Genomic DNA, 24,031 nt, shown 5'->3' with positions numbered 1-24,031 from the left:
TTTCTTTATTTATCCTTTTAACGCTGTAATCTCGACGTAGTTTTCTTTGTGATTTTTCTCTTCAAAACACTCATATGTATGATCATAAATTTGGCAGATGATTTCTGCCATGAAGCCACACTCCATGCGGAAGTCGACCTCGAACATCTTCTGGTTCAGCCGCTTTTCTATCATATGGCCGCTCAAGTTGAAAATCAATTCTTTTCTTTTTTCTTTGACTAAGATAAGTTCCCCCCAGCCCATGTACTGGAAAAATTCATAGAGCTCATCCAGGGTACTGATCTCTGTCTGTCTAGCCATGTTTTTCCCCATATAATAAAGGAGGTAGGGGGCATCTTTCCCTAAGAAATCCGGGAGGGTGTAATAACGCATCAGATCAAAACCTGCGCCTGTCCCTACAAGCGATGAAATGTTGCCTGTTGTTAGCTTCGTAGATTCTTTCAAAACGCTCAGTCCTTTCTCTCCTTATTATCACTCGAAAAGAGGTTCGGTGCAATAAAAATTGTTCCTTTTGACCGAAAGGAAATAAATGTGTATTTTTGAGCAAATAATGAACGTGCTTTCTTGACGCTCATACGGGATAGAAGTACAATAAACATGTCACAAATTGTACATTGGTCAGACGAGTAGTAAGGGAAGAGGGGCTTTTCCTATTATTTTTAACGCTAAATTAAAGCGCTTAACTGTCTGAAAAATGTTCATATTCACACTGTTATCATCTTGAGGGGGGTAAATATGGCGGGAACACGCGGATACGTTAATCGAAGACTGCATTCACTTTTGGGCGTCGTCCCAATCGGGATCTTTTTGATCCAACACTTGACTGTGAACTATTTTGCAACACGTGGACCAGAAGCATTTAACGCTGCAGCTCATTTTATGGAGAGCTTGCCATATCGTTATGTACTGGAGATTTTCATTATCTTTTTACCACTGTTGTTCCACTCTATTTACGGAGTGTATATTGCTTTCACAGCAAAAAGTAATTTATCTAACTTCGGTTATTTTAGGAACTGGATGTTCATCTTCCAAAGGATCACTGGAATCATCACACTCATATTCATTGCATGGCATGTATGGGAAACGAGAATTGCTATTGGTTTCGGTTGGGCAGAATTGAACTATTCGTTGATGGAAGGCATCCTTACTGAACCTTTCTTCTTTTGGTTCTACATAGTAGGGGTCGTTTCAACGACTTTCCACTTCTCAAATGGTCTTTGGTCGTTCTTTGTCAGCTGGGGAATCACAGTTTCACCTCGCTCACAGAAGATTATGACCTATGCAAGCATCATCATTTTCCTTGCGATTTCTTATGTTGGTGTTCGTACACTTATTCAATTCGCATATGGCATATAATTAATGAAAATTTCAATCATGAAACGGTAGATTTTTAGTATTCAAGGGAGTGAGCTTCAATCATGACAAACCGTAATATTGTTGTTGTCGGTGGTGGTTTAGCCGGCCTAATGGCAACAATTAAAGCAGCAGAACAAGGGGTTCACGTGGACTTGCTTTCCATTGTTCCTGTTAAGCGTTCTCACTCTGTATGTGCCCAAGGCGGAATTAACGGGGCAGTTAATACGAAAGGGGAAGGCGATTCCCCATGGGAACACTTTGACGATACAGTTTATGGAGGAGATTTCTTAGCGAACCAGCCTCCAGTAAAAGCGATGTGTGATGCAGCACCAGGAATTATTCACTTACTGGATCGTATGGGTGTAATGTTCAACCGTACTCCAGAGGGGCTGCTCGACTTCCGTCGCTTTGGTGGAACTCAGCACCACCGTACAGCCTTTGCCGGAGCAACTACCGGACAGCAGCTTCTATACGCTTTGGATGAGCAGGTGCGACGTCACGAAGTGAATGGTCTGGTAACCAAATATGAAAATTGGGAGTTCTTATCCGCAATCGTTGATGATAATGGTGTAGGACGAGGCATCATTGGTCAGAATCTTAGCGACCATGAAATCAAAGCCTTCCCGGCAGATGCTGTAATCATGGCAACAGGGGGACCAGGAATCATCTTCGGTAAGTCCACCAACTCTGTCATCAACACAGGTTCCGCAGCAGGTGCGCTTTATCAGCAAGGCGTAAACTATGCAAACGGTGAATTCATTCAAATTCACCCGACAGCGATTCCTGGCGATGACAAACTGCGCCTTATGAGTGAATCAGCTCGAGGTGAAGGTGGGCGCGTATGGACATATAAAGATGGAGAGCCTTGGTATTTCTTAGAAGAAAAATATCCGGCTTATGGTAACCTTGTCCCGCGTGATATTGCAACACGCGAAATCTTTGATGTTTGTGTCAATCAAAAGCTAGGGATCAATGGGGAGAACATGGTTTACCTTGATCTATCTCATAAAGACCCGAAGGAATTAGACGTCAAGCTTGGTGGAATTATTGAAATCTATGAAAAATTCGTAGGGGACGATCCGAAAAAAGTACCAATGAAGATTTTCCCTGCCGTTCACTATTCCATGGGTGGTATGTGGGTCGACTATGACCAAATGACCAATATCCCGGGAATTTTCGCTGCCGGAGAATGTGATTACACACAACACGGTGGAAACAGACTTGGGGCCAACTCACTGCTTTCTTCCATTTTTGGAGGAATGGTAGCTGGGCCGAATGCCGTTAAATATATTGATGGATTGGAAACGCTGGCAGATGACATGACAGCCAAGCTATTTGAAGAGAAAGTAAAAGAAGAACAGGATAAATTCGAAGCGATTATGAATATGGATGGTGACGAGAATGCTTACCAGATTCATAAAGAGCTCGGAGAATGGATGACGGACAACGTTACAGTTGTTCGGGAAAATGAAAAGCTTCTGAAAACCGATGAGAAAATCGTTGAATTGATGGACCGTTACAAGCGAATCAATATCAATGATACTTCTCGCTGGAGTAACCAGGGAGCGATGTTCACACGACAACTTTGGAACATGCTTCAACTGGCTCGCGTAATTACTCAAGGCGCATACAACCGTAATGAAAGCCGTGGCGCCCACTACAAGCCTGAATTCCCTGAACGTAATGATGAAGAATGGCTGAAGACGACGGTGGCTAGCTTTGATAAGGAAAACAATAAGCCGGTATTCCGTTATGACGAAGTCGATACATCCTTAATCGAGCCTCGTAAACGTGATTACTCGAAAAGTAAATAAAGGAGGTAACGATCATGAGCGAAAATAAAACGATCACGATGATCATTACTCGTCAAGACCACCCTGATGAATCATCTTATGAAGAGAAATTCGAGATACCGTATCGTGAAAATATGAACGTCATCTCTGCGCTTATGGAAATTCGTCGTAACCCTGTCAATGCAGATGGTGAGCCGACGACTCCTGTTTATTGGGATATGGGTTGTCTGGAAGAAGTATGTGGTGCATGTTCCATGGTGATTAACGGGACTCCTCGTCAATCCTGTACAGCCCTCGTTGATCAACTCGAACAGCCGATCCGTTTGGCTCCGATGACGACATTCCCAGTCAACCGTGACCTCGCTGTTGACCGCAGCCGTATGTTTGATTCATTGAAGAAAGTAAAAGCCTGGATTCCAATTGATGGAACATACGATCTTGGCCCAGGACCTAAAATGCCTGAAAGTAAGCGTCAATGGGCTTATGAGCTATCCAAATGTATGACATGTGGAGTATGCTTGGAAGCTTGCCCGAACGTCAATAGCAAATCGGACTTCATTGGACCTGCTCCATTATCTCAAGTTCGTTTATTCAACTCTCATCCTACAGGGGAAATGAACAAGAGTGAACGTTTGCAGACAATTATGGATGAAGAAGGACTCATGGGCTGCGGAAACGCACAAAACTGTGTGCAGTCTTGTCCAAAGGGAATTCCTTTAACGACTTCCATTGCTGCACTTAACCGTGACACAGCTATTGAATCTTTCAAAAGCTTCTTTGGAAGCGACCAACGTGTCTAAAATGAATACGAAAGAAGCCTCCATTTTTCATGGAGGCTTCTTTTTTTACGCCAACCTCTAATACTCACCTCTTTCACAAACGCTCCCTTTTCTTGAAGACTCGGTTTCGAGACGATTGTGTGGTTCTAGGAGCTCCGGGAAAAGATTCGCTTTCCATGGGGCGGGCGATGAGCCTCCTTAGGCTACGCCTTCCGGGGTCTCACCTGTCCCACACGTCCCATAGGAGTCTCACCGTTTCCCTCCGCCCCTTGACCATATAAGTGTCTCGAAACCACTTCTAAAGGGTCAGCTTGAATGGTTGAAGGAAGTGGATGATTAGAACACTTGTATTCATAAGTTAGGTTCCAAATCTTTTCCCCTAGGCGGGTATATAGTGCGCTGTAACAAGTATTTGCGTTTGCTAAACGTCAATGGGATAGCGTTTATATCATTCACTTCTCACAACCATACGAGCTGATTTTTTAAGTAGTGGTTTCGAGAATCTTCCTTGGTAAGTGGGCGGAGGGGAATGGCGAGACTCCTGCGGGAAAAGAGTGCTAGGTGAGACCCCACAGGACGCAGTCCGAGGAGGCTCACCGCGCTCCCGCGGAAAGCGAGTCATTCCCCGCAGCCCCCATCCACTCAGCACAAGTCTCGAAACTGAGTCTTCAAGAAACCTGCCATTTAGCTTAATAACATTTTAAGGAGAAGACTATGGGTTGTCGGCTGTAAGTTCCATAGTATAATAGACATGGTTGAATAATGTACGAAGGTGGATTTATATGCTTAATTTCAAATGGTCACAGTGGCTGGTCCTATCCTTTTTCGTCCTATCCGCTTGTTATATGATTGTTTTATCCATTACACAACCATACCTTGGTATTGATGTGAAGGAAAGGCAAGGAGAATGGGTAGTAACTTCTGTTCATACAGGAAGTTGGGGAGATCGTCATAGTGTTCCGCTCGGAGGAGAAATCAATTCGATCAATAATGCCCCTCCAGAAGAGCATCGTTCCGTTTCTATGTTCAATGAATTAGAGGGAGCCTATTCCTTTTCCATACAGCACAATGGTCAGGAAACGGCCTACACGGATATTGAAAATTCAAGTCCGATTCATTGGTTGTTATATATTGTACTGCCTGTTCTTTTCTTTTTAGTTATCCTCGGTATATCCTATTTGGTTCATAAACGGGTCCCGAAAAGGTATTCAGCGGAACAGTTGATTTTGTTCTTCCTGGCAATTGCTACAGGGTACTTAAGTAACAGTGGGGCAGTAAGAGATAATCTCTACGGCTTGTTTTTAAACACAGGCTTGTTTTTATTTGCACCTGTGATTTTAATTCATTTTTTATATAATTACTTTCAGGAATTGAATATTTATTGGTTCTCTAAAAAAATTGTTTATCTGTTATACATTACTGTTGGGGCTGTTTCGTTACTTGAAGGCTACTTCCTTATCACTGAATCTTACCCAGCTGTTTTTGAGCCGATCCCTGGTTTCTTGCTTTTAGTTTTGTATATTGTATCTTTTTATATCGTATACCGGGGGCTGTTTATTCACAAAGGTGCAGCTGTGGGACCTATTTTTAAATATATGGCTGTAGGAATGACGATTGCGTTCTTTCCTTATATTTTTCTTTATCTGATTCCTGCCCTTGCTTTTGGAGTGAAAGTGATTTCACTTGAAGTGGGAGCTATGTTCCTTATTGCTTTACCAATTACTTTCATGTATTTGGTAACAAGGGAAAGATTGATTGATATTGACTTTGTCATGACACGTGTGCGGTACTATATGATCCTCTCTGTCATCCCTAGCCTAGCTCTTATGTTTACCATTGGATGGCTGGTTGAAGAAGATCTATTCGCCGTCAGTTATATTCAAATGTTTTTATTGTTTCAATCTTCATTGGTCATATTCTTATCAGTAAAAGAAGTGTTGGATTTCAAACTTCAGCGTTATTTGTTTTCCGCTCGCTATGGTTATCAGGAGAGCATGCACCGAATGGCTCAGGACATGAAAGACCAATCCAACGCAGTCGACTTAATGAAGGTCATGCGTGATGAAGTGAAAAATGTACTGAATGTTCGGGATATTTATATTTATTCCAAGCATAACAAACGCAATATGTATTGTGTGTATGACCAAATCCCGAAGGACATCATCGACCATTTTGATGAGCATCTAAACAATTACCATTATGATATCGGATCGGTGATTGAAACGGAGAAAGGGTTTGGGGTCATTGTAGGCTACTCGTTAGAAAAGCTGACCATGATGTGGTGTGAAGGGAAAAAAGACTACACAAATTTAAACCGTGATGAGAAGACCTATTTGCAAACCATCTCCCATAATGCAAACATTGCCATTCAAAATATGAACACGATTGAAGATCTATTAAAAGAACTCCGTAAGTTGAGAAGCGATCAAACACAAAAGTATCCTACCTGGCTTTCAAGGTTGTTGTTTACAATCGCTGAAAATCAAAGAAAACAACTTTCCATTGATTTGCATGACACTGTCTTGCAAGAGCAACTGTACCTTTATCGAAAGATGGATGATTTGATTAGACAAAGGAATGATTTAACTCCAAGTCTCCACGCAGAGTTAATGGTTTATAAAGAGTCTCTCCTAGACAGTATTCACTTGATTCGGGAGACATGTAATGAGCTGCGTCCTGCATTCATTGAGGAGATGGGGCTTGTTCAATCCTTAAAGAATTTAATTCATCAATATCAGCTGCGCTCGAACTTTACGGTTTATTTTACAGATGAGCGCTTTGATGCAGAATTGGATCAAGAGCGGATCTTAGCGATCTTCCGAGTTGTTCAGGAACTATTGACGAATGCCATGAAACACTCTGATGCCAAAATCGTAAAATTATCATTATCCAGCCAGGAGAATCATGTCATGCTTTTATATTCCGATAATGGGAAAGGCATGGACTATTCCGTTCAACGTGATTTGTTTTCGCATATTGGTTTATCAGGCATTGAACAACGAGTCAATGGTTTAAATGGACATCTGGAAATAGAAACCTCACCAGGCGAAGGATTTAAGACGATGATTACGTTTCCGATCGAAATAAAAAGGGAGGTCCAAGTATGATGAATGTGCTAATTGTGGATGATCATCCTGCGGTAGGAGCAGGTACGAAATCGATGCTCGAGCAAGAAGGGGACATGCAAGTGGATGTTACTCATGAAAATGAACAGGTAGAGCCCCTCTTAAGCGAAAAGAATTATGAGATTGTTCTATTGGATTTATACATGCCTGGAATAAACGGGATCGAGTTGGCGAAGAAAATACGAAAGTCTTATCCTGATCTGAAGCTCCTTATTTATACAGGTTTTGATTTGAACACCCACTTCAATATGTTGGTGGAAGCAGACATTAATGGATTTGTCAGCAAAACCGCGACCAGTGAGCAGTTGGTAACCGCGATTCGCTGTGCATGCAGGGATGAGGTCGTCATTCCTATACACTTATTTAAACAACTGAGAAGGTCGGAGGCATGTGTCACCACCTCTTCTGAAACAGAAAAAGGTAATAGTTTTTCTTTGAATGAAAAAGAACAGTCCATCTTACAGGAAGTGGCATCTGGTTTTACAAACAGAGAAATTGCACAAACCCTTCACATGTCGCAAAGAAGCGTGGAGTACACGTTGACCGGTATCTTTAATAAACTGAATGTTAGATCGCGAACCGAGGCGCTCTTCAAAGCGCAAGAACTCGGGCTTGTGTCTAAATCGTGAAAGCGTAGCACAGGGCGACCTCCCTGTTCATACGATACAGAGACTAAATGATTCCCCTCATATAAGCTCAGGGACAACAAGGAGGGGTACGCTTGTGAAGGAGGACGGCTATCGGCCAACACAAATTCTTACCAAGCGGGAGCGAGAAGTTTTCGAGCTTCTAGTACAGGATAAGACGACACGTGAGATCGCAAAAGAGCTCTTCATTTCAGAGAAAACTGTGCGGAATCACATCTCGAACGCAATGCAAAAGCTAGGGGTGAAAGGACGTTCCCAGGCAGTGGTAGAACTGCTGCGTATGGGGGAACTGGAATTGTGATCTCCATAGAACAGCAAACCATTGCTTTTGAGATGGAGGGGGTCCTTTCAGGTAAGGTCGCGTTTGACGCAGCCATACCTGAAAGGGTTTTTCTTATAAAGAGAAGTTAGACCTTGAATTTTTCTGCTCAAACCATGAGAATGGAATTTATAAAGTATTTTCGTTAGGAGTGCTGAATGTGACTAAATCACAACAGACGTCCATGATGGCTGATGTAGAAAAAGAATTGAGATACATAGCCGGAATTATTAAACAAAGAGGACGAGTTATCTTAAATCATTATCCAATTACAGCTCCACAATTCGTTGCTCTCCAGTGGCTTTTAGAAAAGGGAGACATGACGATTGGAGAGCTCTCCAATTATATTCACCTTGCTTGCAGCACCACAACAGACCTTGTAGACCGTATGGAAAAGAACGAGCTTGTAGAAAGAGTTCGTGATCCTAAAGACCGTCGTGTTGTTCGTATTCATGTCTTGGAAAAGGGAGAAAAAATCATCCATGAGGTGATTGAGAAACGCCAGAATTACCTCGAAGAAGTTTTGAAGGGCGTGCCGGAAGAGGACGTAGAAACACTCAACCGCTTACTCCACGTTCTCCATGAAAACATGAAAGAGACAGACAAGGAAACAGACAACTAAGATATAAAAGAGGGATGCGAATTGAAACAACCGATAGGAGTTATAGATTCAGGCGTGGGCGGTTTGACGGTGGCAAGAGAGTTGATGCGCCAATTACCTAAAGAGACTTTTCTCTATTTAGGTGATACAAAAAGGTGTCCTTACGGTCCTAGGTCAGAGGAGGAAGTTCGAGCATTCACATGGCAGATGGTTAATTTCTTATTAGAGAAAAAAATTAAAATGTTAGTAATCGCGTGTAATACAGCCACGGCTTATACGCTTACAGAACTTCAGGAAACATTGAATATTCCTGTGATCGGTGTCATTGAACCTGGTGCACGTGCAGCAATTAAGTTCAGTCGTAATAAACGAATTGGTGTCATCGGTACGGAAGGAACAATTGAAAGTAAAGCTTATCCGAATGCACTCGTAGCTATCGATCAAAACATCCGTGTCAATGGTCTTGCCTGCCCACCTTTTGTACCAATGGTGGAAGACGGGATTCTATCCGGTCCGAGAGCTGAAAGGATCGTTTCCAACACCCTGCAGCCTCTAAAAGAAATGAATCATATCGACACACTGATCTTAGGATGTACTCACTATCCCTTGATTAAAGATCTCGTGCAAAAAGAGATGGGAAGTCATATCCAAGTCATTAGTTCCGGTGAAGAAACAGCAAGGGAGGCTAGTTTGATCCTTGCTTATCATAAGTTGTTAGAGAAAGACAATGCCTCTCCAGCCCATGAATTTTATACGACGGGAGATATGGAAAAGTTCCGACTAGTTGCAAACAGCTGGTTTGACGAACCTGTACAAATTCTTAAATCTGTTCAAATTGAACATGTTCCGAGCTCTGCTTACTAAAGCAGGGCTTTTTTTTATAACTAATGCTGTGAAAGGATACAAAGCCTGGCACCGGACAGAAATGTTTGGTGCCTGTCACTGTTTTGGGAACCACGGTGGCAGGCACCGGTATATGAATTAAAAAATCAGGTAGACGTATTCACTCTTTTTAAATAAAAATCCCATTTTCATTCATAAAATCTTCTGGTCTAATCCCTCAAGGGGCTCGTATATATGGTAGTACAATCTATCTCAGGAGGGAAAACTATGAAGAATTACGGCTACAAACCCTTCATACTCGCGGTTATATTACTGTTGAGTGCAGGGTTACTATCAGGCTGCCTTTTTGAAGGAGAGCAATCATTAGAGAAAATGGATACACCAGAAGAGGCGGTTACAACAACGCCAGATCCGAGTAGTGATGAACCTCAACCTGAAGGAGAAGGTGAAAATACAGAAGGGGAAGAAGGAGAAGGAACTAAAGAGGAGTCTTCTTCAGCCACAGTCGCTCGTGAGGTATATTTATTGGACGCGAACGGCATGGTTGCCCCGCAGACCTTAGAGCTGCCCGCATCAGAAGAGGTGGCGACACAGGCACTGGAGTATATGGTGAAAGACGGGCCTGTAACCAACTTACTGCCAAATGGTTTTGAAGCGGTCCTTCCTGCTGGAACAGAAATTCTCGGAGTGAACGCCAAAGAAGATGGAACGCTTGTGGTAGACGTATCGGAAGACTTCAAAAATTACGCGGCTGAAGATGAAGAGAAGATTTTACAAGCCATGACTTATACTCTGACTCAGTTCGAAAATGTGAAACGAATTAAACTGTGGATCAACGGTCACGAGCAGCAAGTCATGCCTGTCGACGGGACCCCGATCTCTAAAGGGGTCTCCCGTGCTGACGGGATCAACCACAGTGTTGGGAACAACACAGACATTATGAACAGTGAAGCGGTCACGGTTTATTTCCCTGCCCAAAATGGGGAACAGGTTTATCAAGTTCCGGTGACCACTCGTGTAGCTAAAGAAAGTGACGAATATACCGCCATGGTACAGGCATTACTGGAAGGGCCTGAACTCGGAAGTGCATTGATGAACCCTTTCAATGAAGGAGCAGAATTGGTCAAGTCTAAACTTGAAAATGGTGTCCTTACGGTTTCATTCAATGAAAATATATTGACCAGTGTGAACGAGCAACCCTCCTTATCTGATGCTGCTTTAGCGAGTCTTGTCATGAGCCTTACCGATCAAGCGGATATAGAGTCAGTAGAAGTTCATGTAGATGGAACCGAACAAGTGTTCAACGAAGCCGGAGAGCCGTTGGCTGAACCTGTGACACGGCAGGATATCAATGGTGCAGAAGCCATGTAGTCCCAAAATCTAGTAACCAGGCGCTTCAAAAGTGAAAAGCTTTTGAGGCGCTTTTCCATTTGAGCTTTAACTACCTCACGCATGTAATTTGTGTTAAGATGGGCAAGGATAATGGTGTAGGTAAAAGGAGGTCGTTACTGATGAGAAATGATCATCGGGAAGTCAACGAACTAAGAAAAGTAACAATCGAAACGGATTATGTGAAGCATCCAGAAGGGTCCGTGCTGATTAGTTTTGGAGATACGAAAGTCATTTGTAATGCCAGCGTAGAGGATCGTGTACCTCCTTTTTTACGTGGACAAGGAAAGGGCTGGATTACAGCTGAATATGCGATGCTGCCTAGAGCGACAGAACAAAGGAATATCCGTGAGTCGTCAAAAGGGAAAGTTTCCGGGCGGACGATGGAAATTCAACGTTTAATCGGGCGTTCCCTTCGTGCGGTTGTAGATTTAGATAAAATTGGCGAACGCACGATTTGGGTCGATTGTGATGTCATCCAGGCTGATGGCGGAACACGTACAGCTTCCATTACGGGGGCATTTGTTGCTGTCGTCATTGCACTAGGCAAATTAGTGAATAAAAAAACAATTAAAGAGCTGCCGATTACAGATTTCTTGACTGCTATTTCTGTAGGTGTCATGCCTGGCGGGGATGAAGTTCTGGACCTTTGCTATGAAGAAGACAGCAAGGCCCAGGTGGATATGAACGTCATCATGACTGGAAAAGGTGAATTTGTTGAATTGCAAGGTACTGGAGAAGAAGCAACATTTTCTATGCAGCAGCTGCAAAAGATGTTGTCCCTCGCTGAGGAAGGCGTTACAGATCTAATCAAACTCCAGGGAGAAGCCATTGGAGAATGGTCAGAGGTCATTCGTACAAAAGCGGAGGCGACTAAGTAAAATGAAGGAACTAATAGTGGCGACGAAGAACCCAGGTAAAGTGGATGAGTTCCGACAGATGTTTTCCAAATACAATATTTCTGTGAAATCCTTGTTAGATATTGATCGTTCCATTGACATAGAAGAAACAGGATCGACATTTGAAGAAAATGCAGCCATTAAAGCAGAAGCTATGGCTGAACATTTCGGAGTGCCTGTCGTGGCTGATGATTCAGGTTTGGAAGTGGATGCATTAAATGGTGAACCAGGTGTTTATTCCGCCCGCTATGCAGGAATAGAGAAAGATGACGAGAAAAATACAGAAAAACTTTTAAATGAGCTCAATGATGTACCTGAAGAAAAACGTACAGCAAGGTTTGTGTGCGCTGTAGCGGTGGCAAGACCTGGTGAGAATACTTTTGTTAAAAGAGGAACGTGTGAGGGCACGATCGCTAACGAACCTCAAGGTACAAATGGTTTCGGTTATGACCCTGTATTCATACCGGAAGGATCTTTACGTACGATGGCTGAACACTCCTCTGAAGAGAAAAACGCAATCAGTCACCGTCACCACGCCATACAAAAAATCGAAGAGTGGTTGAAAACTCAAAGCTAATCGAGGTGAGTCGTATGCCGAAAGTTTTAATTCTAAGTGATACCCACGGTTTAAAAAACGAAGTGATGGAAATCAAAGATCGACACCATGACGTTGATGCCATGATTCATTGTGGAGATTCGGAACTCGCTTATGAATCAAAAGAGCTTGAAGGCTTCTCTTATGCAAAAGGGAATTGTGATTTCGAACCAGAAATGGAAGAAGAACAAACCCTCCAAGTAGGAGAAGTGATGTTTTTGGTCGTTCATGGTCATTTGCATCAAATCAAATCAACCTTAATGCCCCTCTCGTACCGTGCAGAAGAAGTTGGAGCGCAAGTCGCGTGTTTCGGTCATTCCCATATTGCAGGAGCCGAAAAAGTTGGGGACACACTCTTCATCAATCCTGGAAGTGCAAGGCTCCCGAGAGATCGAGAAGAGCCTACTTATGCAATTTTAGAATGGACTGATGTAAGTGACGCCCACTTGCAATTTTACCATGTGAACGGGGTTCCAATGCCTGATTTACAAATGACAACAGCAATTGCAGCGAAGAATTAAATTCTTTGCTGCAACCCTGTTGACATTTTTCCGTATCCTTAATATAATAGTTCTTGTCCGCTTCACAAGACAGCAACAAAAAATGTTTTCACAACAAGTTAATTTATGAGACAACTAGAATATAGAGCAATGAACTCTTAACGATGCGGGTGTAGTTTAATGGTAAAACCTCAGCCTTCCAAGCTGATGACGAGGGTTCGATTCCCTTCACCCGCTCCATTACATATTTCAAACTTAATGAGTATGGCCTAGTAGCTCAGCTGGATAGAGCATGATCGAATATGCTTCGAAGTGATGCTACAACGTACCGATTTCAAAACATCTCGAATTAACCTAAGAAATCGGGACGACAGCCGACAAAAGTTTGCGCTTTCAACTACATACTTTTACATGTCCCAGTAGCTCAGCTGGATAGAGCAACAGCCTTCTAAGCTGTGGGTCGGGAGTTCGAATCTCTCCTGGGACGCTAAATAAAAAACTGTTTCTTTTGTAAAAACAAAAGAAACAGTTTTTTTGTGCTTAACAAGCTCAATTTTTCAAGAGAAAGGGTACATCCCATTCCACATTCAAAGCATTAAAATGGACATAGCGATTATAAATGGTTTTTGGCACAAGCGTCTGAATTTATTTAGCATAGCATCAAGTTCCTGAGATTTAGTAAGAGCGTTGTTGTAATTTTGGTCGATCAGAAAGGCTTGGTACATTTCCCTTCTTTTATCTTCAATTTCATTTTTTAATTTTTCGCAATCCATAATAAATCCCCTTTTTACAATATTTTACCTTATGTAATTGACTTAGAGTGAAAATTTGAAACTATTTTGAAAAAATGTCATAATTATCAAATTATTTTTTATTTTGGAAGGACTAGATGGAAAAAAGGCGATCAGAAATATTTCTTACACTCACTACAAATGCTTTAGTTATACCTATAAAGTAAACATAGTAGGAAAGCCTTCATTCAATCTTAGAAACTCATGTGTATCTACTGAATCTATGAACAAGTTTTTCGTGAAAGTAATGACTATCATGTGTTAGGTGTGAGGAAATAAAAAATAGAAGGTGGCGGTAAGAATCTGTGGGGAAGACTATACTAATAATGCTACTTCAAAAAGCAGGCTCAAAAAAGATATATTTTCCATTGGCAAACAAGCATTAAAGGTTCAACTGAAAAGTATTTCCTTTGTAAATCCGTAAGTGATCGTCTTTTAGGCAACGAAAGAAGCGTCCTATCATTAGACGCTTCTTTTTTGTGTAAAGGAGTTTACAAAAAGCGTCTCCTGATTTCTGGTGAAGGAAGTGGGCAGGCTTCCTCTCTACCGAACCATTTGTATCGATTGTTAGACAAGAGGTTGTACACCCCATCCCTTATCCGTTTAGGAACAATAATCATGGCAAAACCAACCTTCCAAACACCCTTCAAATGCTTACATACTCTCAACGCAGCTGAAGAACGAAGGTAAGACTTTGAACCATCAATAAGGACAATACTATCCACTTCCTTAGGAATTTCATGCTGTCTCATCAATGATTGTCCAGCCTGGCTTTGTTGAGAAGCGAATTTAAAATGTCCTTCGGGATCTCTTTTTATAATGAATTGCACACTTTGATTGCAGAAATGGCATTCCCCGTCAAAAAGAATAATTCGTTCCATATTTCATCACCTCTACGATCATTTTACCATGTTTTACATCAGGGCGTTCTTAAAAAGGTTTGCATAAGGTGGGGCACATATCACGTATTTTTCATACGCTATGGTGTAGAGGAGTGATTCGTTTGATAGCCTTCACTTACGTGCTGATTGGTATGTTTTTTTGCTTCCAGCAACAAGAACCAAAAAACCAGAGTAGAGAAGAGAAGTCCATATACATGTTCGTGTTATTAGGGTGGGTCATTCTTTGGCCGCTATTCTTAATCGGTGTATTACTTAAAGGTAAATAAAGGGTACAGATGATGGTTTTAACTCACATACATGATCCTTCTCCCGGTAACAATAGGAATGGCTATAAAAGCCAAGCGATTTGAGGAGTGATCAGGATGGAGAAGAAGAATGTTCAGTGGTTGCCGATTGTCGCTTCTATCGGAATCGGTGCTGCCACCTACAGCATGATGACTGGTCAGGCAGGGCAGTTGCAGAACGTTATCCCGAGCATTGCTAAAATGTCAGGGCAACGTCAGAGCAACCCAACCTCTAATCAATAAAAGAAAGGGTGTGCTACTTAGCACACCCTTTCTCATTTCCTCTATAGAAACGTTCTCGATAAGGAGAGCGTTCGATGTCGATTCATGTAAGTTGGAGATTTCCTTTAGGCAATTCCATAGATCGCTTATCAATTTCTTTCGTCAATAAGTGGACGAATTCATCATCTAATTGAAGTTTCACGGATTCTATGTACGTTTCCAGCAATGTTTGATCATCTAGCAATGACAAAACGATACATCCCCTTAAATTTTATAATTCGGTGAAATTTTATTCACATTCACTTATTTTAGCAAAAAAAGCGGAATCTTCATGAGTATAAAGTCCTGTTTTCTGCTAATATCAAACATTTTCAGATAATTTACTAAATTGAGGTTTTTGAATAGTGAAATCGTTTGTCTTTCTTTGTATTTACTTAACGAATAGTGACGGATCGGAAACGGATTTCAGATGGAGATGTGTATTCTTTGTGTTTCTTATGAATATACTTTAGTATATCCTAATAAGCTAAATGAATAGAGGTTTGAAAAACATAGGATAAGGATAGAATGTGGAAGTATAAACTCTTAGGGAAGGGTGTCTTATGGAAAATAAAAACGGGAACTTAGTGATGTTCCCAAAATGGAAAACCGCTCTGGAACGTACAGGGCTGGACGCGTTAAAGGAAAAAAGATATAAAGATGCTTCAGAAGCTTTGGAGCCCCTTGTGGAGTATGGTGTTGCAAATGGGGATGTGATTACAGGACTTCTGATGAGTTGGATTGAACTCGGGTTGTATGATGAAGCGGGAGAATTGTGTCAAAAACAAATGAAGGAAGACTATGAACAGTACTACCATTATTTACATATCTATATCACCATCTTATTTCAGAGTAACCAGTATGAAGAAATCATAAATCTCTTGGAAGAAGTGTTCGAATCAGAAGACATACCCCATCAGAGTCGTACGCAACTTTGGCAGATGTTTGAAGTGAGCAGGAAACTTCTCGAAGATCGTCATAAAGAGGAAGGTACGAAGTATTTTGATGAATTTAAATACGCCCTGGATTCTGATGATATACATAAGCAATGGCAAGCGGTTGACCAATTAAAAAAACAGTCTCCTGAACTTTTTGCGGATGAGTTTCAACGGGTTTTAATAAATGAGACAGTCCACCCGATTATTAAATCCTCCATTTTAGAATGGTTCCGGGATGCTGGTTGGACGGAGGAGTTGACCATTAAGAAATTCGGGCAGACATCAACCGTCGTCCCTTCGGAATTAACACAGCTTCATTCCGATTACATCATTAAACAGATACAAATGAGACTCGGTCAAATTGAACAAAACAACCCGACCATGTATGAAATGATCAATCGTCTATTATATCATTATTGCTATGTGCGTTATCCAATATTTCCTAATGAAAAGGAAGTCCCGATTCTAGTCGAAGCCCTTAAACAATTAGGACATGATTATTTACAGCTCCCAATGTCTGTGAATGAGGAATTGGAAAACGTGGAGAAATACAAATCTGAAATCGAACTATGTGAACAGCATTACGTGTTGATCGTAGGTGAATAAATGAACAGCTCACGGCTTGAAAGGCTGTAGGATTATGTTATAATGTAGTGGTTGCAAACGAGATTCGTATGTAAAAAGAGTCATAGAATCGTCAGATCATCGTCTTCGGACGAAAATGAATGAATAGATGTTGGAGGGAATTTTTTATGTCAGCAAAATGGGAAAAGCAAGAAGGCAATCAGGGGACTTTGACAGTAGAAGTACCTGCAAGTGAGTTCGACAAAGCACTTGATCAAGCCTTCAAAAAAGTAGTTCAACAGGTTCAAGTACCTGGATTCCGTAAAGGTAAAGTACCTCGTAAACTTTTCGAACAGCGTTTCGGAGTGGAGTCACTTTATCAGGATGCCCTTGATATTGTTCTTCCACAAGCTTACACAGAAGCTGTTGAAGAAACTGGAATTGAGCCAGTCGATCGTCCGGAAGTAGACGTTAAACAAATTGAAAAAGGCCAGGATCTTGTATTCACTGCTGAGGTTACAGTGAAGCCTGAAGTGAAACTGGGCGATTACAAAGGACTTGTCGTAGAAGAGCAGGATACTGAAGTATCAGATGAAGATGTTGAAAACGAACTGAAGCAGATGCAGGAGCGTCAAGCAGAGCTAGTCGTTAAAGAGGATGCTGCGGTTGAAAATGGCGACACAGTCGTTATGGATTTCGAAGGTTTCGTTGATGGCGAAGCGTTCGAAGGTGGACAGGCAGACAACTACTCTCTAGAAGTTGGCTCCGGTTCCTTTATCCCAGGTTTCGAAGAACAGCTGGTTGGTAAGAAAGCAGGAGAAGAAACAGACGTCGAAGTAACTTTCCCTGAAGAATACCACGCAGAAGATCTAGCTGGTAAATCTGCGACATTCAAAGTTAAACTTCATGAAGTAAAAGGAAAAGAACTTCCTGAGCTTGATGATGAGTTTGCGAAAGATGTCGACGAAGAGGTCGAGTCTCTTGATGAACTGAAGAAGAAAACTCGTGAGCGTCTCGAAGAGCAGAAGAAAACAGACGCTGAAAACAGCAAGCGTGACACGCTTGTAACACAAGCTTCTGAAAATGCTGAAGTTGAAATTCCGGATGCTATGGTGGATACAGAGCTTGACCGCATGGTACAGGAATTCGAACAGCGTCTGCAAATGCAAGGCATGACAAAAGACATGTACTTCCAATTCACTGGTCAAGACGAAGATGCCCTTCGTGAGCAGATGAAAGAAGATGCAGCGAAGCGCGTGAAAACGAACCTAACTCTTGAAGCGATCGCAGAGGCGGAAAATGTCGCAGCTTCTGAAGAAGATGTGAACGCTGAACTTGAGAACATGGCTTCCATGTACCAGACAGATGTTGCTCAATTGACGCAAATGCTTGGTGGTAATACGGACATGATCAAAGAAGATCTTAAAGTCCGCAAAGCCATTGACGTTCTAGTTGCAAATTCTAAAGCTGAATAATAAACTAAGAAGACAAGGTGCATGATCGCACCTTGTCTTCTCATATATTTCTATATTAAAGAGTATAGAGGTAGAGAATAATGGGGAAGATAGTTGATACTTCTCCAGCTGTTTACATACAATAGTACTGGTGCTCCATCGTTTGACTTATCTGCAGTTGAATTACATAATGAGGATGGTGCAGAAAAAGTTGCGCACACCTCTGAAAAGGTATTGCTTTTTTGTTTGAAGTTAATCTGATATGATGAGCAAAAGAAGTGAAGTGGGAACGTAAGCGTCGTATCATGAAACTTCAGTCGCAACGATTGCGTCATTATAATAAGGGGTGAAACGAATGTTTAAATTTAACGATGAAAAAGGACAGTTGAAATGTTCTTTCTGCGGTAAAAGTCAGGAACAAGTCCGTAAGCTCGTAGCAGGACCTGGCGTATATATATGTGATGAATGTATTGAACTTTGTACAGAAATCGTTGAAGAAGAGCTAGGTAATGAAGAAGAAGTAGAATTCAAAGAGGTACCGAAACCTCAAGAAATTCGTGAAATTCTAAGCGACTACGTCATTGGCCAGGATCAAGCTAAAAAGAACCTGTCTGTAGCCGTTTATAACCATTATAAGCGTATCAATGCAGGTGTGAAAAATGATGATGTAGAACTTGCGAAAAGTAACATCCTCATGCTTGGGCCTACAGGTAGCGGTAAAACCTTACTCGCTCAAACGTTGGCACGTATTCTGAACGTTCCATTTGCCATTGCTGATGCTACTTCCTTAACAGAAGCAGGTTACGTTGGTGAAGATGTTGAGAACATTCTGTTGAAGTTGATTCAAGCAGCAGATTATGATGTGGAGAAAGCGGAAAAAGGAATCATTTATATCGATGAAATCGATAAAGTGGCCCGTAAATCAGAAAACCCTTCCATCACGAGAGATGTCTCTGGTGAAGGTGTACAGCAAGCGTTACTGAAAATACTTGAGGGAACTCAAGCGAGTGTACCGCCACAAGGTGGACGTAAACATCCTCATCAAGAGTTCATCCAAATCGATACAACCAATGTATTGTTTATCGTAGGAGGAGCTTTTGACGGTATTGATCAGATCATAAAACGTCGTCTGGGACGTAAAGTGATTGGCTTCGGTTCTGAACAAGCAGCTGATGAAGCAGAGAAGAAAGAATTGCTTACAAAAGTGCTTCCAGAGGATTTGTTGAGCTATGGTCTAATTCCGGAATTCATCGGTCGTCTACCGGTCATCGGCAGCCTAGAGCAGCTTGATGAAGATGCGCTTGTTGAAATTCTTACAAAACCGAAAAATGCGCTTGTGAAGCAGTATCAAAAACTCTTCCAAATCGACCATGTGGAGTTGGAGATGGAAGAAGATGCGCTTCGTGAAATCGCGCGTCTAGCTATAGAACGTAAGACAGGTGCTCGTGGATTGCGCTCGATCATTGAAGGAATCATGCTGGACGTCATGTACGAACTTCCTTCCCGTGATGACATTGAGAAATGCATCATTACCAAAGAGACAGTCACTGCTAAAAATGGACGTCCTAAGCTGGTCTTGACAGATGGCACTGTTGAAGATGAGAATAAGCAATCTCCTAAAGAGAGTGCGTAAACCTTAAGGAATAAAATCCAAGAAGCCGTGCTACGAAAATGATGTAGCACGGCTTCTGTATTATGAAATCGACAAAGAGCTACATAAGCATGAAAGGCTGGTTTCTGTTCATAATAAAGTATTAGAGGAGTGAGCCCCTTGACAGTAGTTGGTTAGGGGATTTCGGTGTTGGAATCAACTGGGGCCGTTTCGTTTACTTTCCAAGTACATTTCTATATGATAAAAATACGTAGCTGCAATAATCGGAGGTGCAAGAAATGACGGACAAACAGAGAAAAAAGATACCTCTACTTCCTCTCAGAGGGCTGCTTGTGTACCCTTCTATGGTCCTTCACCTGGATGTGGGGCGTGAAAAGTCGGTACAAGCGTTGGAACAGTCCATGATGGATGATAATGAAATTTTACTTGTGTCACAAAAAGAAGTGAATATTGATGAACCCTCAAAAGATGACCTCTATGAGATTGGAACGATAGCCCGGGTAAAACAGATGGTTAAATTACCTAATGGCACCAATCGGGTCCTTGTAGAAGGTTTATATAGAGCCCATGTCGATCAATTGGTCGATGATGAGGACTTTTATTATGCGAATATCACTAAAATTGAGGATGAGCATGTAGGAGAAAATGAAGAAGAAGCCCTCATGCGAACGTTGATGGATCAATTTGAGAAATTCGTAAAAGTATCTAAAAAAGTAAGTCAGGAAACCTTTAATACCGTATCCGATATTGATGACCCGAGTCACATGGCAGACATGATCGCTTCCCATTTGCCTGTGAAACTAAAAGAGAAGCAGTCTATTCTTGAAACAGCGAATGTGAAAGAACGGCTTCAAAAGCTTGTCGACATGATTGGCAATGAACGTGAAGTCCTGCAAATTGAACAAAAGATCGGTAAAAGAGTGAAGAAATCCATGGAAAAAACGCAAAAGGAATATTACTTGCGTGAACAAATGAAAGCGATCCAAAATGAACTCGGTGATAAGGATGGAAAATCAGGAGAGGTCGCACAACTTAAAGAAAAAATAGAGCAGGCCGATATGCCTGAGCGAGTAGAAGAAATCGCTTATAAAGAACTTGGAAGATATGAAAAAGTCCCACAAAGCTCCGCAGAAAGTTCTGTAATCCGTAATTATATTGAATGGCTTGTGGCTCTGCCATGGTCGAATGAGACGGAAGATAACCTGGATGTGAATCGTGCGGAGAAGATTTTGGACGAAGATCATTATGGTTTGGAGAAGGTTAAGGAGCGCGTACTTGAATACTTAGCCGTTCAAAGGCTGACTCAAACGATCAAAGGACCGATCTTGTGTCTGGCTGGACCTCCAGGGGTCGGAAAAACGTCTCTTGCCAAGTCCATCGCTCGTTCCATCAATCGAAAATTTGTTAGAATCTCTTTAGGTGGCATCCGTGATGAAGCCGAAATCCGTGGTCATCGTAGAACTTATATCGGGGCTATGCCCGGACGTATTATTCAGGGGATGAAACGTGCAGAAACCGTGAACCCTGTATTTTTACTTGATGAAATTGATAAAATGGCAAGTGATTTCAGAGGGGATCCATCTTCAGCCATGTTGGAAGTCCTTGACCCGGAACAAAACGGTACGTTCAGTGACCACTTCATTGAAGAGAACTACGATTTATCTAAGGTTATGTTTGTCGCTACAGCCAATAATATATCAAACATCCCTGGCCCATTGCGTGACAGAATGGAGATTATAACCATTGCCGGTTATACGGAAGTTGAGAAAGTTCATATTGCTAAAGAGCATCTGCTTCCTAAACAAGTCAAGGAAAATGGTTTGAAGAAAGGTCAGCTTCAATTACGAGATGATGCGCTTTTGAAATTGATCCGTCGGTATACAAGAGAAGCGGGTGTTCGTGGTTTGGAGCGTGAATTGGCGAGTTTATGCAGAAAAGCTGCTAAAATCATCGTTTCTGGTGATAAACAACGGGTAGTAGTGACTGAAAAGCAGTTGGAGGAGCTTCTTGGCCGTCCGAAATTCCGTTATGGACGTGCTGAACTGGAAGATCAAATTGGAGCTGCTACCGGTCTTGCATACACAACTGCAGGTGGAGATACTTTATCCATTGAAGTTTCCATATATCCTGGAAAAGGTAACCTTACATTAACAGGGAAACTCGGAGATGTGATGAAAGAATCCGCACAAGCGGCTTTCAGCTATATCCGCTCAAGAGCGAACGAACTGAACATCGACCCTGAGTTTGTGGAAAAGAACGACATCCATATTCACGTACCTGAGGGCGCGACCCCTAAAGACGGCCCATCAGCAGGTATAACGATGGCGACTGCCCTCGTATCGGCCCTGACAGGTCGCCCTGTCCGTAAAGAAGTAGGTATGACAGGTGAAATTACATTAAGAGGACGCGTGTTGCCTATTGGCGGATTAAAGGAAAAATCCTTGAGTGCCCACCGTGCAGGATTAACGAAAATTATCATCCCGGATCAGAACGAAAAAGACTTGGAAGATATTCCTGACAGCATTAAGGAAGGTTTAACTTTTGTCCCTGTGAAGCATTTGGATGAAGTATTAGAACAAGCATTAACGGAGGCAGTACATGAAAGTTAACACGGCAGACATCGTCATCAGTGCGGCGAGCAAAAAGCAGTACCCAAAAGCACCGATTCCTGAGATTGCACTGGCAGGAAGATCGAATGTTGGTAAATCATCATTTATCAATCGTATGATTCAACGAAAGAACTTAGCTAGAACTTCATCGAAGCCTGGTAAAACTCAAACGTTGAATTTCTACATCATTAATGATAAATTTCACTTCGTCGATGTACCTGGATATGGGTATGCAAAGGTTTCTAAAAAGGAACGCGCGAAGTGGGGAGAAATGATGGAAGAATATTTTGCTGAGCGTGAGCAATTGAAAGCGACAGCTTTAATTATCGACATCCGTCATAAACCAACAGAAGATGATCAATTGATGTACAATTATTTGAAACACTTCGAGCACCCTGTTATGGTCATCGCGACAAAGCTTGATAAAATCAAAAAAGGCCAACGACAGAAACAGCTTAAAATGATTTATGATGTGTTGGAAATGGAAGAGGAGGATGCGTTAATTCCTTTCTCATCCGAAACGGGCGAAGGTAAGGATGTTGCGTGGAAAACCATGCTTTCGCACTTGAATTTATAAGAAAAAACGACTTCCCCAATTGGGGAAGTCGTTTTTTATGTCCTATGTATATTCATGCAAATATTTATTATATTAAAGCAAATTCATGCATTTATAAGGAAAGGATTGTATTACGAAGGTCAGGCTCATCATCAGCAATATTTCGTATTTTTTGGACGATGTACAATTTTGGGAATTATTTGATAAATAGATATAATTTAAAGTGTTGCTATTATTACAGAAAAATGACAAATTGATGAAGGGGAGAATTTTGGTTATGAGAAAATATTTACTGATGATTACCCTCAGCATCTTCATGATCTTTGCTCTTGCTGCCTGTGGCGGAAGCGAGGATGAAGGAGGAAATTCAGGGGATTCGAATGAAACGGATACTGGTGATTCCTCAGAAGAAACAGCTTATGACCTTGTTGAAGATGGTCAGTTTACGTTTGCTGCTTCTGGTGAATTCCGACCATTTAGTATGACTGACGCAAGTGGGGAAATGACAGGTTTTGATATCGATGTTGCGAATGCCATTGCTGAGGAGTTGGGCTTGGAGCCGAATCCTCAAAAACAGAAGTTCGCGAGTATCGTAGAAGGTGTGAAGACCGGTCGTTTTGATGCGGCGGTTGCAAGTCATACCATTACGGAAGAAAGACAGCAGGAAGTAGATTTTTCTACTCCTTACTATTATTCCGGGGCACAAATTTTCACACGTCCGGACAGTGATGTAGAAACATTAGAAGACTTGGAAGGAATGGAAATCGCCATTTCTAAGGGTTCTACTTATAGCACGTATGCGGAAGAAGTGACAGAGAACATCAAAACATATGACAGTGATGTTGTAGCCTTACAATCACTAGCAAAAGGTCGCCATGATGCTGTAATTACAGATTTCTTGACTGGGAAGGAAGCTTCAGGAGAAGGCCTTGAAATTGAATCGAAAGAAATGATTGAGCGTAGTGAACAGGCTGTTGCTGTAGCAAAAGAAAACGAAGCCTTACTTGAAGAAATCAATGCAGCTCTAGAAACACTTCGTGAAGATGGAACACTTGCTGAAATTAGTAAAGAATACTTTGGGGAAGATATTACGACTTTGCCAGAGTAAATGCTCGTTTTTCAGTTGAAGACCGAAGTTAAGAAGAGTGCGCAATGAGCGTACTCTTTTTGACATTATAGAGGAGTTGAAGTCAATTGTATTTGTATTCTGCTAA

The 24,031-nt window shown here is 41.8% G+C and carries 24 protein-coding genes and 2 tRNA genes; 22 read left to right on the top strand and 4 right to left on the bottom strand.

The window, feature by feature from the left end; all coding sequences use genetic code 11:
• Window positions 1-9: 9 nt before the first annotated feature.
• Window positions 10-444, bottom strand: a complete 435-nt coding sequence (locus GLW00_RS15445) for a YslB family protein (RefSeq protein WP_237417539.1) — start codon at window positions 442-444, stop codon at window positions 10-12.
• 291 nt (window positions 445-735) lie between these two features.
• Between GLW00_RS15445 and GLW00_RS15440 the strand changes: the two genes are divergently transcribed.
• From GLW00_RS15440 to GLW00_RS15375, 14 genes are all read left to right on the top strand, one after another.
• On the top strand, window positions 736-1,356 hold the full coding sequence (locus GLW00_RS15440; RefSeq protein WP_160915532.1) for a succinate dehydrogenase cytochrome b558 subunit: 621 nt from the start codon (window positions 736-738) through the stop codon (window positions 1,354-1,356).
• Between the two features lie 62 nt (window positions 1,357-1,418).
• Entirely contained in the window at window positions 1,419-3,170 is a 1,752-nt protein-coding gene (gene sdhA, locus GLW00_RS15435) for a succinate dehydrogenase flavoprotein subunit (protein ID WP_160915530.1), read from the top strand.
• A gap of 14 nt (window positions 3,171-3,184) precedes the next feature.
• Complete coding sequence (gene sdhB, locus GLW00_RS15430) at window positions 3,185-3,949, top strand: succinate dehydrogenase iron-sulfur subunit (RefSeq protein WP_160915528.1); 765 nt, start codon at window positions 3,185-3,187, stop codon at window positions 3,947-3,949.
• A 761-nt stretch (window positions 3,950-4,710) separates the two neighbouring features.
• Window positions 4,711-7,035: a sensor histidine kinase gene (locus GLW00_RS15425; RefSeq protein ID WP_160915526.1), complete on the top strand. Its 2,325-nt coding sequence runs from the start codon at window positions 4,711-4,713 to the stop codon at window positions 7,033-7,035.
• Window positions 7,032-7,682 carry a response regulator transcription factor gene (locus tag GLW00_RS15420; RefSeq protein WP_160915524.1) on the top strand — a complete coding sequence of 217 codons (651 nt, stop codon included), beginning with the start codon at window positions 7,032-7,034 and terminating at the stop codon, window positions 7,680-7,682. Before GLW00_RS15425 ends, GLW00_RS15420 begins: the two co-directional genes overlap by 4 nt.
• 94 nt (window positions 7,683-7,776) lie before the next feature.
• Window positions 7,777-8,001, top strand: a complete 225-nt coding sequence (locus tag GLW00_RS20750; RefSeq protein WP_008635211.1) for a helix-turn-helix domain-containing protein — start codon at window positions 7,777-7,779, stop codon at window positions 7,999-8,001.
• Between the two features lie 202 nt (window positions 8,002-8,203).
• The gene (locus GLW00_RS15410; protein WP_089652722.1) at window positions 8,204-8,641 is read left to right on the top strand and encodes a MarR family winged helix-turn-helix transcriptional regulator; all 438 of its coding nucleotides are present in this window, start codon (window positions 8,204-8,206) and stop codon (window positions 8,639-8,641) included.
• Between the two features lie 21 nt (window positions 8,642-8,662).
• Window positions 8,663-9,484 carry a glutamate racemase gene (racE, locus tag GLW00_RS15405; RefSeq protein ID WP_160915522.1) on the top strand — a complete coding sequence of 274 codons (822 nt, stop codon included), beginning with the start codon at window positions 8,663-8,665 and terminating at the stop codon, window positions 9,482-9,484.
• A gap of 246 nt (window positions 9,485-9,730) precedes the next feature.
• Complete coding sequence (locus tag GLW00_RS15400; protein WP_160915520.1) at window positions 9,731-10,834, top strand: GerMN domain-containing protein; 1,104 nt, start codon at window positions 9,731-9,733, stop codon at window positions 10,832-10,834.
• Between the two features lie 140 nt (window positions 10,835-10,974).
• Window positions 10,975-11,733: a ribonuclease PH gene (gene rph, locus GLW00_RS15395; protein ID WP_160915518.1), complete on the top strand. Its 759-nt coding sequence runs from the start codon at window positions 10,975-10,977 to the stop codon at window positions 11,731-11,733.
• 1 nt (window position 11,734) lies between these two features.
• On the top strand, window positions 11,735-12,328 hold the full coding sequence (locus GLW00_RS15390) for an XTP/dITP diphosphatase (RefSeq protein WP_160915516.1): 594 nt from the start codon (window positions 11,735-11,737) through the stop codon (window positions 12,326-12,328).
• Between the two features lie 14 nt (window positions 12,329-12,342).
• Window positions 12,343-12,867, top strand: a complete 525-nt coding sequence (locus GLW00_RS15385; RefSeq protein ID WP_160915514.1) for a YfcE family phosphodiesterase — start codon at window positions 12,343-12,345, stop codon at window positions 12,865-12,867.
• A 145-nt stretch (window positions 12,868-13,012) separates the two neighbouring features.
• Window positions 13,013-13,086: transfer RNA gene (locus GLW00_RS15380), tRNA-Gly, on the top strand.
• Between the two features lie 173 nt (window positions 13,087-13,259).
• Window positions 13,260-13,333: transfer RNA gene (locus GLW00_RS15375), tRNA-Arg, on the top strand.
• A gap of 100 nt (window positions 13,334-13,433) precedes the next feature.
• On the opposite strand, the gene GLW00_RS15370 is transcribed toward GLW00_RS15375, so the two are convergent.
• Together GLW00_RS15370 and GLW00_RS15365 are read right to left on the bottom strand one after the other, a co-directional pair.
• A complete protein-coding gene (locus GLW00_RS15370) occupies window positions 13,434-13,619 on the bottom strand; it encodes an aspartyl-phosphate phosphatase Spo0E family protein (RefSeq protein WP_160915512.1) in 186 nt (61 codons plus the stop codon).
• Window positions 13,620-14,128: 509 nt separating this feature from the next.
• Window positions 14,129-14,518, bottom strand: a complete 390-nt coding sequence (locus GLW00_RS15365) for a thiol-disulfide oxidoreductase DCC family protein (protein ID WP_160915510.1) — start codon at window positions 14,516-14,518, stop codon at window positions 14,129-14,131.
• Window positions 14,519-14,640: 122 nt separating this feature from the next.
• Between GLW00_RS15365 and GLW00_RS15360 the strand changes: the two genes are divergently transcribed.
• Entirely contained in the window at window positions 14,641-14,805 is a 165-nt protein-coding gene (locus tag GLW00_RS15360) for a hypothetical protein (RefSeq protein ID WP_160915508.1), read from the top strand.
• A gap of 96 nt (window positions 14,806-14,901) precedes the next feature.
• Complete coding sequence (locus GLW00_RS20555; RefSeq protein ID WP_167356075.1) at window positions 14,902-15,066, top strand: hypothetical protein; 165 nt, start codon at window positions 14,902-14,904, stop codon at window positions 15,064-15,066.
• Between the two features lie 82 nt (window positions 15,067-15,148).
• Here GLW00_RS20555 and sda read toward each other — a convergent pair whose 3' ends face one another.
• A complete protein-coding gene (gene sda / locus GLW00_RS15355; protein WP_202412530.1) occupies window positions 15,149-15,295 on the bottom strand; it encodes a sporulation histidine kinase inhibitor Sda in 147 nt (48 codons plus the stop codon).
• 352 nt (window positions 15,296-15,647) lie between these two features.
• Here sda and GLW00_RS15350 point away from each other — a divergent pair, with 352 nt between their 5' ends.
• From GLW00_RS15350 to GLW00_RS15325, 6 genes are all read left to right on the top strand, one after another.
• Entirely contained in the window at window positions 15,648-16,628 is a 981-nt protein-coding gene (locus GLW00_RS15350; RefSeq protein WP_160915506.1) for a tetratricopeptide repeat protein, read from the top strand.
• 146 nt (window positions 16,629-16,774) lie between these two features.
• Window positions 16,775-18,061, top strand: coding sequence for a trigger factor (tig, locus tag GLW00_RS15345; protein WP_160915504.1), 1,287 nt, complete (start codon window positions 16,775-16,777; stop codon window positions 18,059-18,061).
• Window positions 18,062-18,395: 334 nt separating this feature from the next.
• Window positions 18,396-19,673 carry an ATP-dependent protease ATP-binding subunit ClpX gene (clpX, locus tag GLW00_RS15340; RefSeq protein WP_089652698.1) on the top strand — a complete coding sequence of 426 codons (1,278 nt, stop codon included), beginning with the start codon at window positions 18,396-18,398 and terminating at the stop codon, window positions 19,671-19,673.
• Between the two features lie 257 nt (window positions 19,674-19,930).
• A complete protein-coding gene (gene lon / locus GLW00_RS15335) occupies window positions 19,931-22,261 on the top strand; it encodes an endopeptidase La (RefSeq protein ID WP_160915502.1) in 2,331 nt (776 codons plus the stop codon).
• Window positions 22,251-22,838: a ribosome biogenesis GTP-binding protein YihA/YsxC gene (gene yihA / locus GLW00_RS15330; protein ID WP_160915500.1), complete on the top strand. Its 588-nt coding sequence runs from the start codon at window positions 22,251-22,253 to the stop codon at window positions 22,836-22,838. Before lon ends, yihA begins: the two co-directional genes overlap by 11 nt.
• A gap of 256 nt (window positions 22,839-23,094) precedes the next feature.
• Complete coding sequence (locus tag GLW00_RS15325; protein ID WP_160915498.1) at window positions 23,095-23,925, top strand: transporter substrate-binding domain-containing protein; 831 nt, start codon at window positions 23,095-23,097, stop codon at window positions 23,923-23,925.
• Window positions 23,926-24,031: the final 106 nt, after the last annotated feature.

It is taken from the genome of Halobacillus litoralis (genome assembly GCF_009856445.1).
GTDB lineage: Bacteria > Bacillota > Bacilli > Bacillales > Halobacillaceae > Halobacillus > Halobacillus litoralis.
The sequence above is the reverse complement of the archived record's forward strand: the minus strand, read 5'-3'. Positions and strand labels throughout refer to the sequence as shown.

Bases quoted from the DNA above. Each gene is read 5' to 3' on its own strand.
- GLW00_RS15440 (WP_160915532.1), top strand. From the start codon at position 736: ATGGCGGGAACACGCGGATACGTTAATCGAAGACTGCATTCACTTTTG.
- sdhA (WP_160915530.1), top strand. From the start codon at position 1,419: ATGACAAACCGTAATATTGTTGTTGTCGGTGGTGGTTTAGCCGGCCTA.
- sdhB (WP_160915528.1), top strand. From the start codon at position 3,185: ATGAGCGAAAATAAAACGATCACGATGATCATTACTCGTCAAGACCAC.
- GLW00_RS15425 (WP_160915526.1), top strand. From the start codon at position 4,711: ATGCTTAATTTCAAATGGTCACAGTGGCTGGTCCTATCCTTTTTCGTC.
- GLW00_RS15420 (WP_160915524.1), top strand. From the start codon at position 7,032: ATGATGAATGTGCTAATTGTGGATGATCATCCTGCGGTAGGAGCAGGT.
- GLW00_RS15410 (WP_089652722.1), top strand. From the start codon at position 8,204: ATGATGGCTGATGTAGAAAAAGAATTGAGATACATAGCCGGAATTATT.
- GLW00_RS15400 (WP_160915520.1), top strand. From the start codon at position 9,731: ATGAAGAATTACGGCTACAAACCCTTCATACTCGCGGTTATATTACTG.
- rph (WP_160915518.1), top strand. From the start codon at position 10,975: ATGAGAAATGATCATCGGGAAGTCAACGAACTAAGAAAAGTAACAATC.
- GLW00_RS15390 (WP_160915516.1), top strand. From the start codon at position 11,735: ATGAAGGAACTAATAGTGGCGACGAAGAACCCAGGTAAAGTGGATGAG.
- GLW00_RS15385 (WP_160915514.1), top strand. From the start codon at position 12,343: ATGCCGAAAGTTTTAATTCTAAGTGATACCCACGGTTTAAAAAACGAA.
- GLW00_RS15370 (WP_160915512.1), bottom strand. From the start codon at position 13,619: ATGGATTGCGAAAAATTAAAAAATGAAATTGAAGATAAAAGAAGGGAA.
- GLW00_RS15365 (WP_160915510.1), bottom strand. From the start codon at position 14,518: ATGGAACGAATTATTCTTTTTGACGGGGAATGCCATTTCTGCAATCAA.
- GLW00_RS20555 (WP_167356075.1), top strand. From the start codon at position 14,902: ATGGAGAAGAAGAATGTTCAGTGGTTGCCGATTGTCGCTTCTATCGGA.
- GLW00_RS15350 (WP_160915506.1), top strand. From the start codon at position 15,648: ATGGAAAATAAAAACGGGAACTTAGTGATGTTCCCAAAATGGAAAACC.
- tig (WP_160915504.1), top strand. From the start codon at position 16,775: ATGTCAGCAAAATGGGAAAAGCAAGAAGGCAATCAGGGGACTTTGACA.
- clpX (WP_089652698.1), top strand. From the start codon at position 18,396: ATGTTTAAATTTAACGATGAAAAAGGACAGTTGAAATGTTCTTTCTGC.
- lon (WP_160915502.1), top strand. From the start codon at position 19,931: ATGACGGACAAACAGAGAAAAAAGATACCTCTACTTCCTCTCAGAGGG.
- yihA (WP_160915500.1), top strand. From the start codon at position 22,251: ATGAAAGTTAACACGGCAGACATCGTCATCAGTGCGGCGAGCAAAAAG.
- GLW00_RS15325 (WP_160915498.1), top strand. From the start codon at position 23,095: ATGAGAAAATATTTACTGATGATTACCCTCAGCATCTTCATGATCTTT.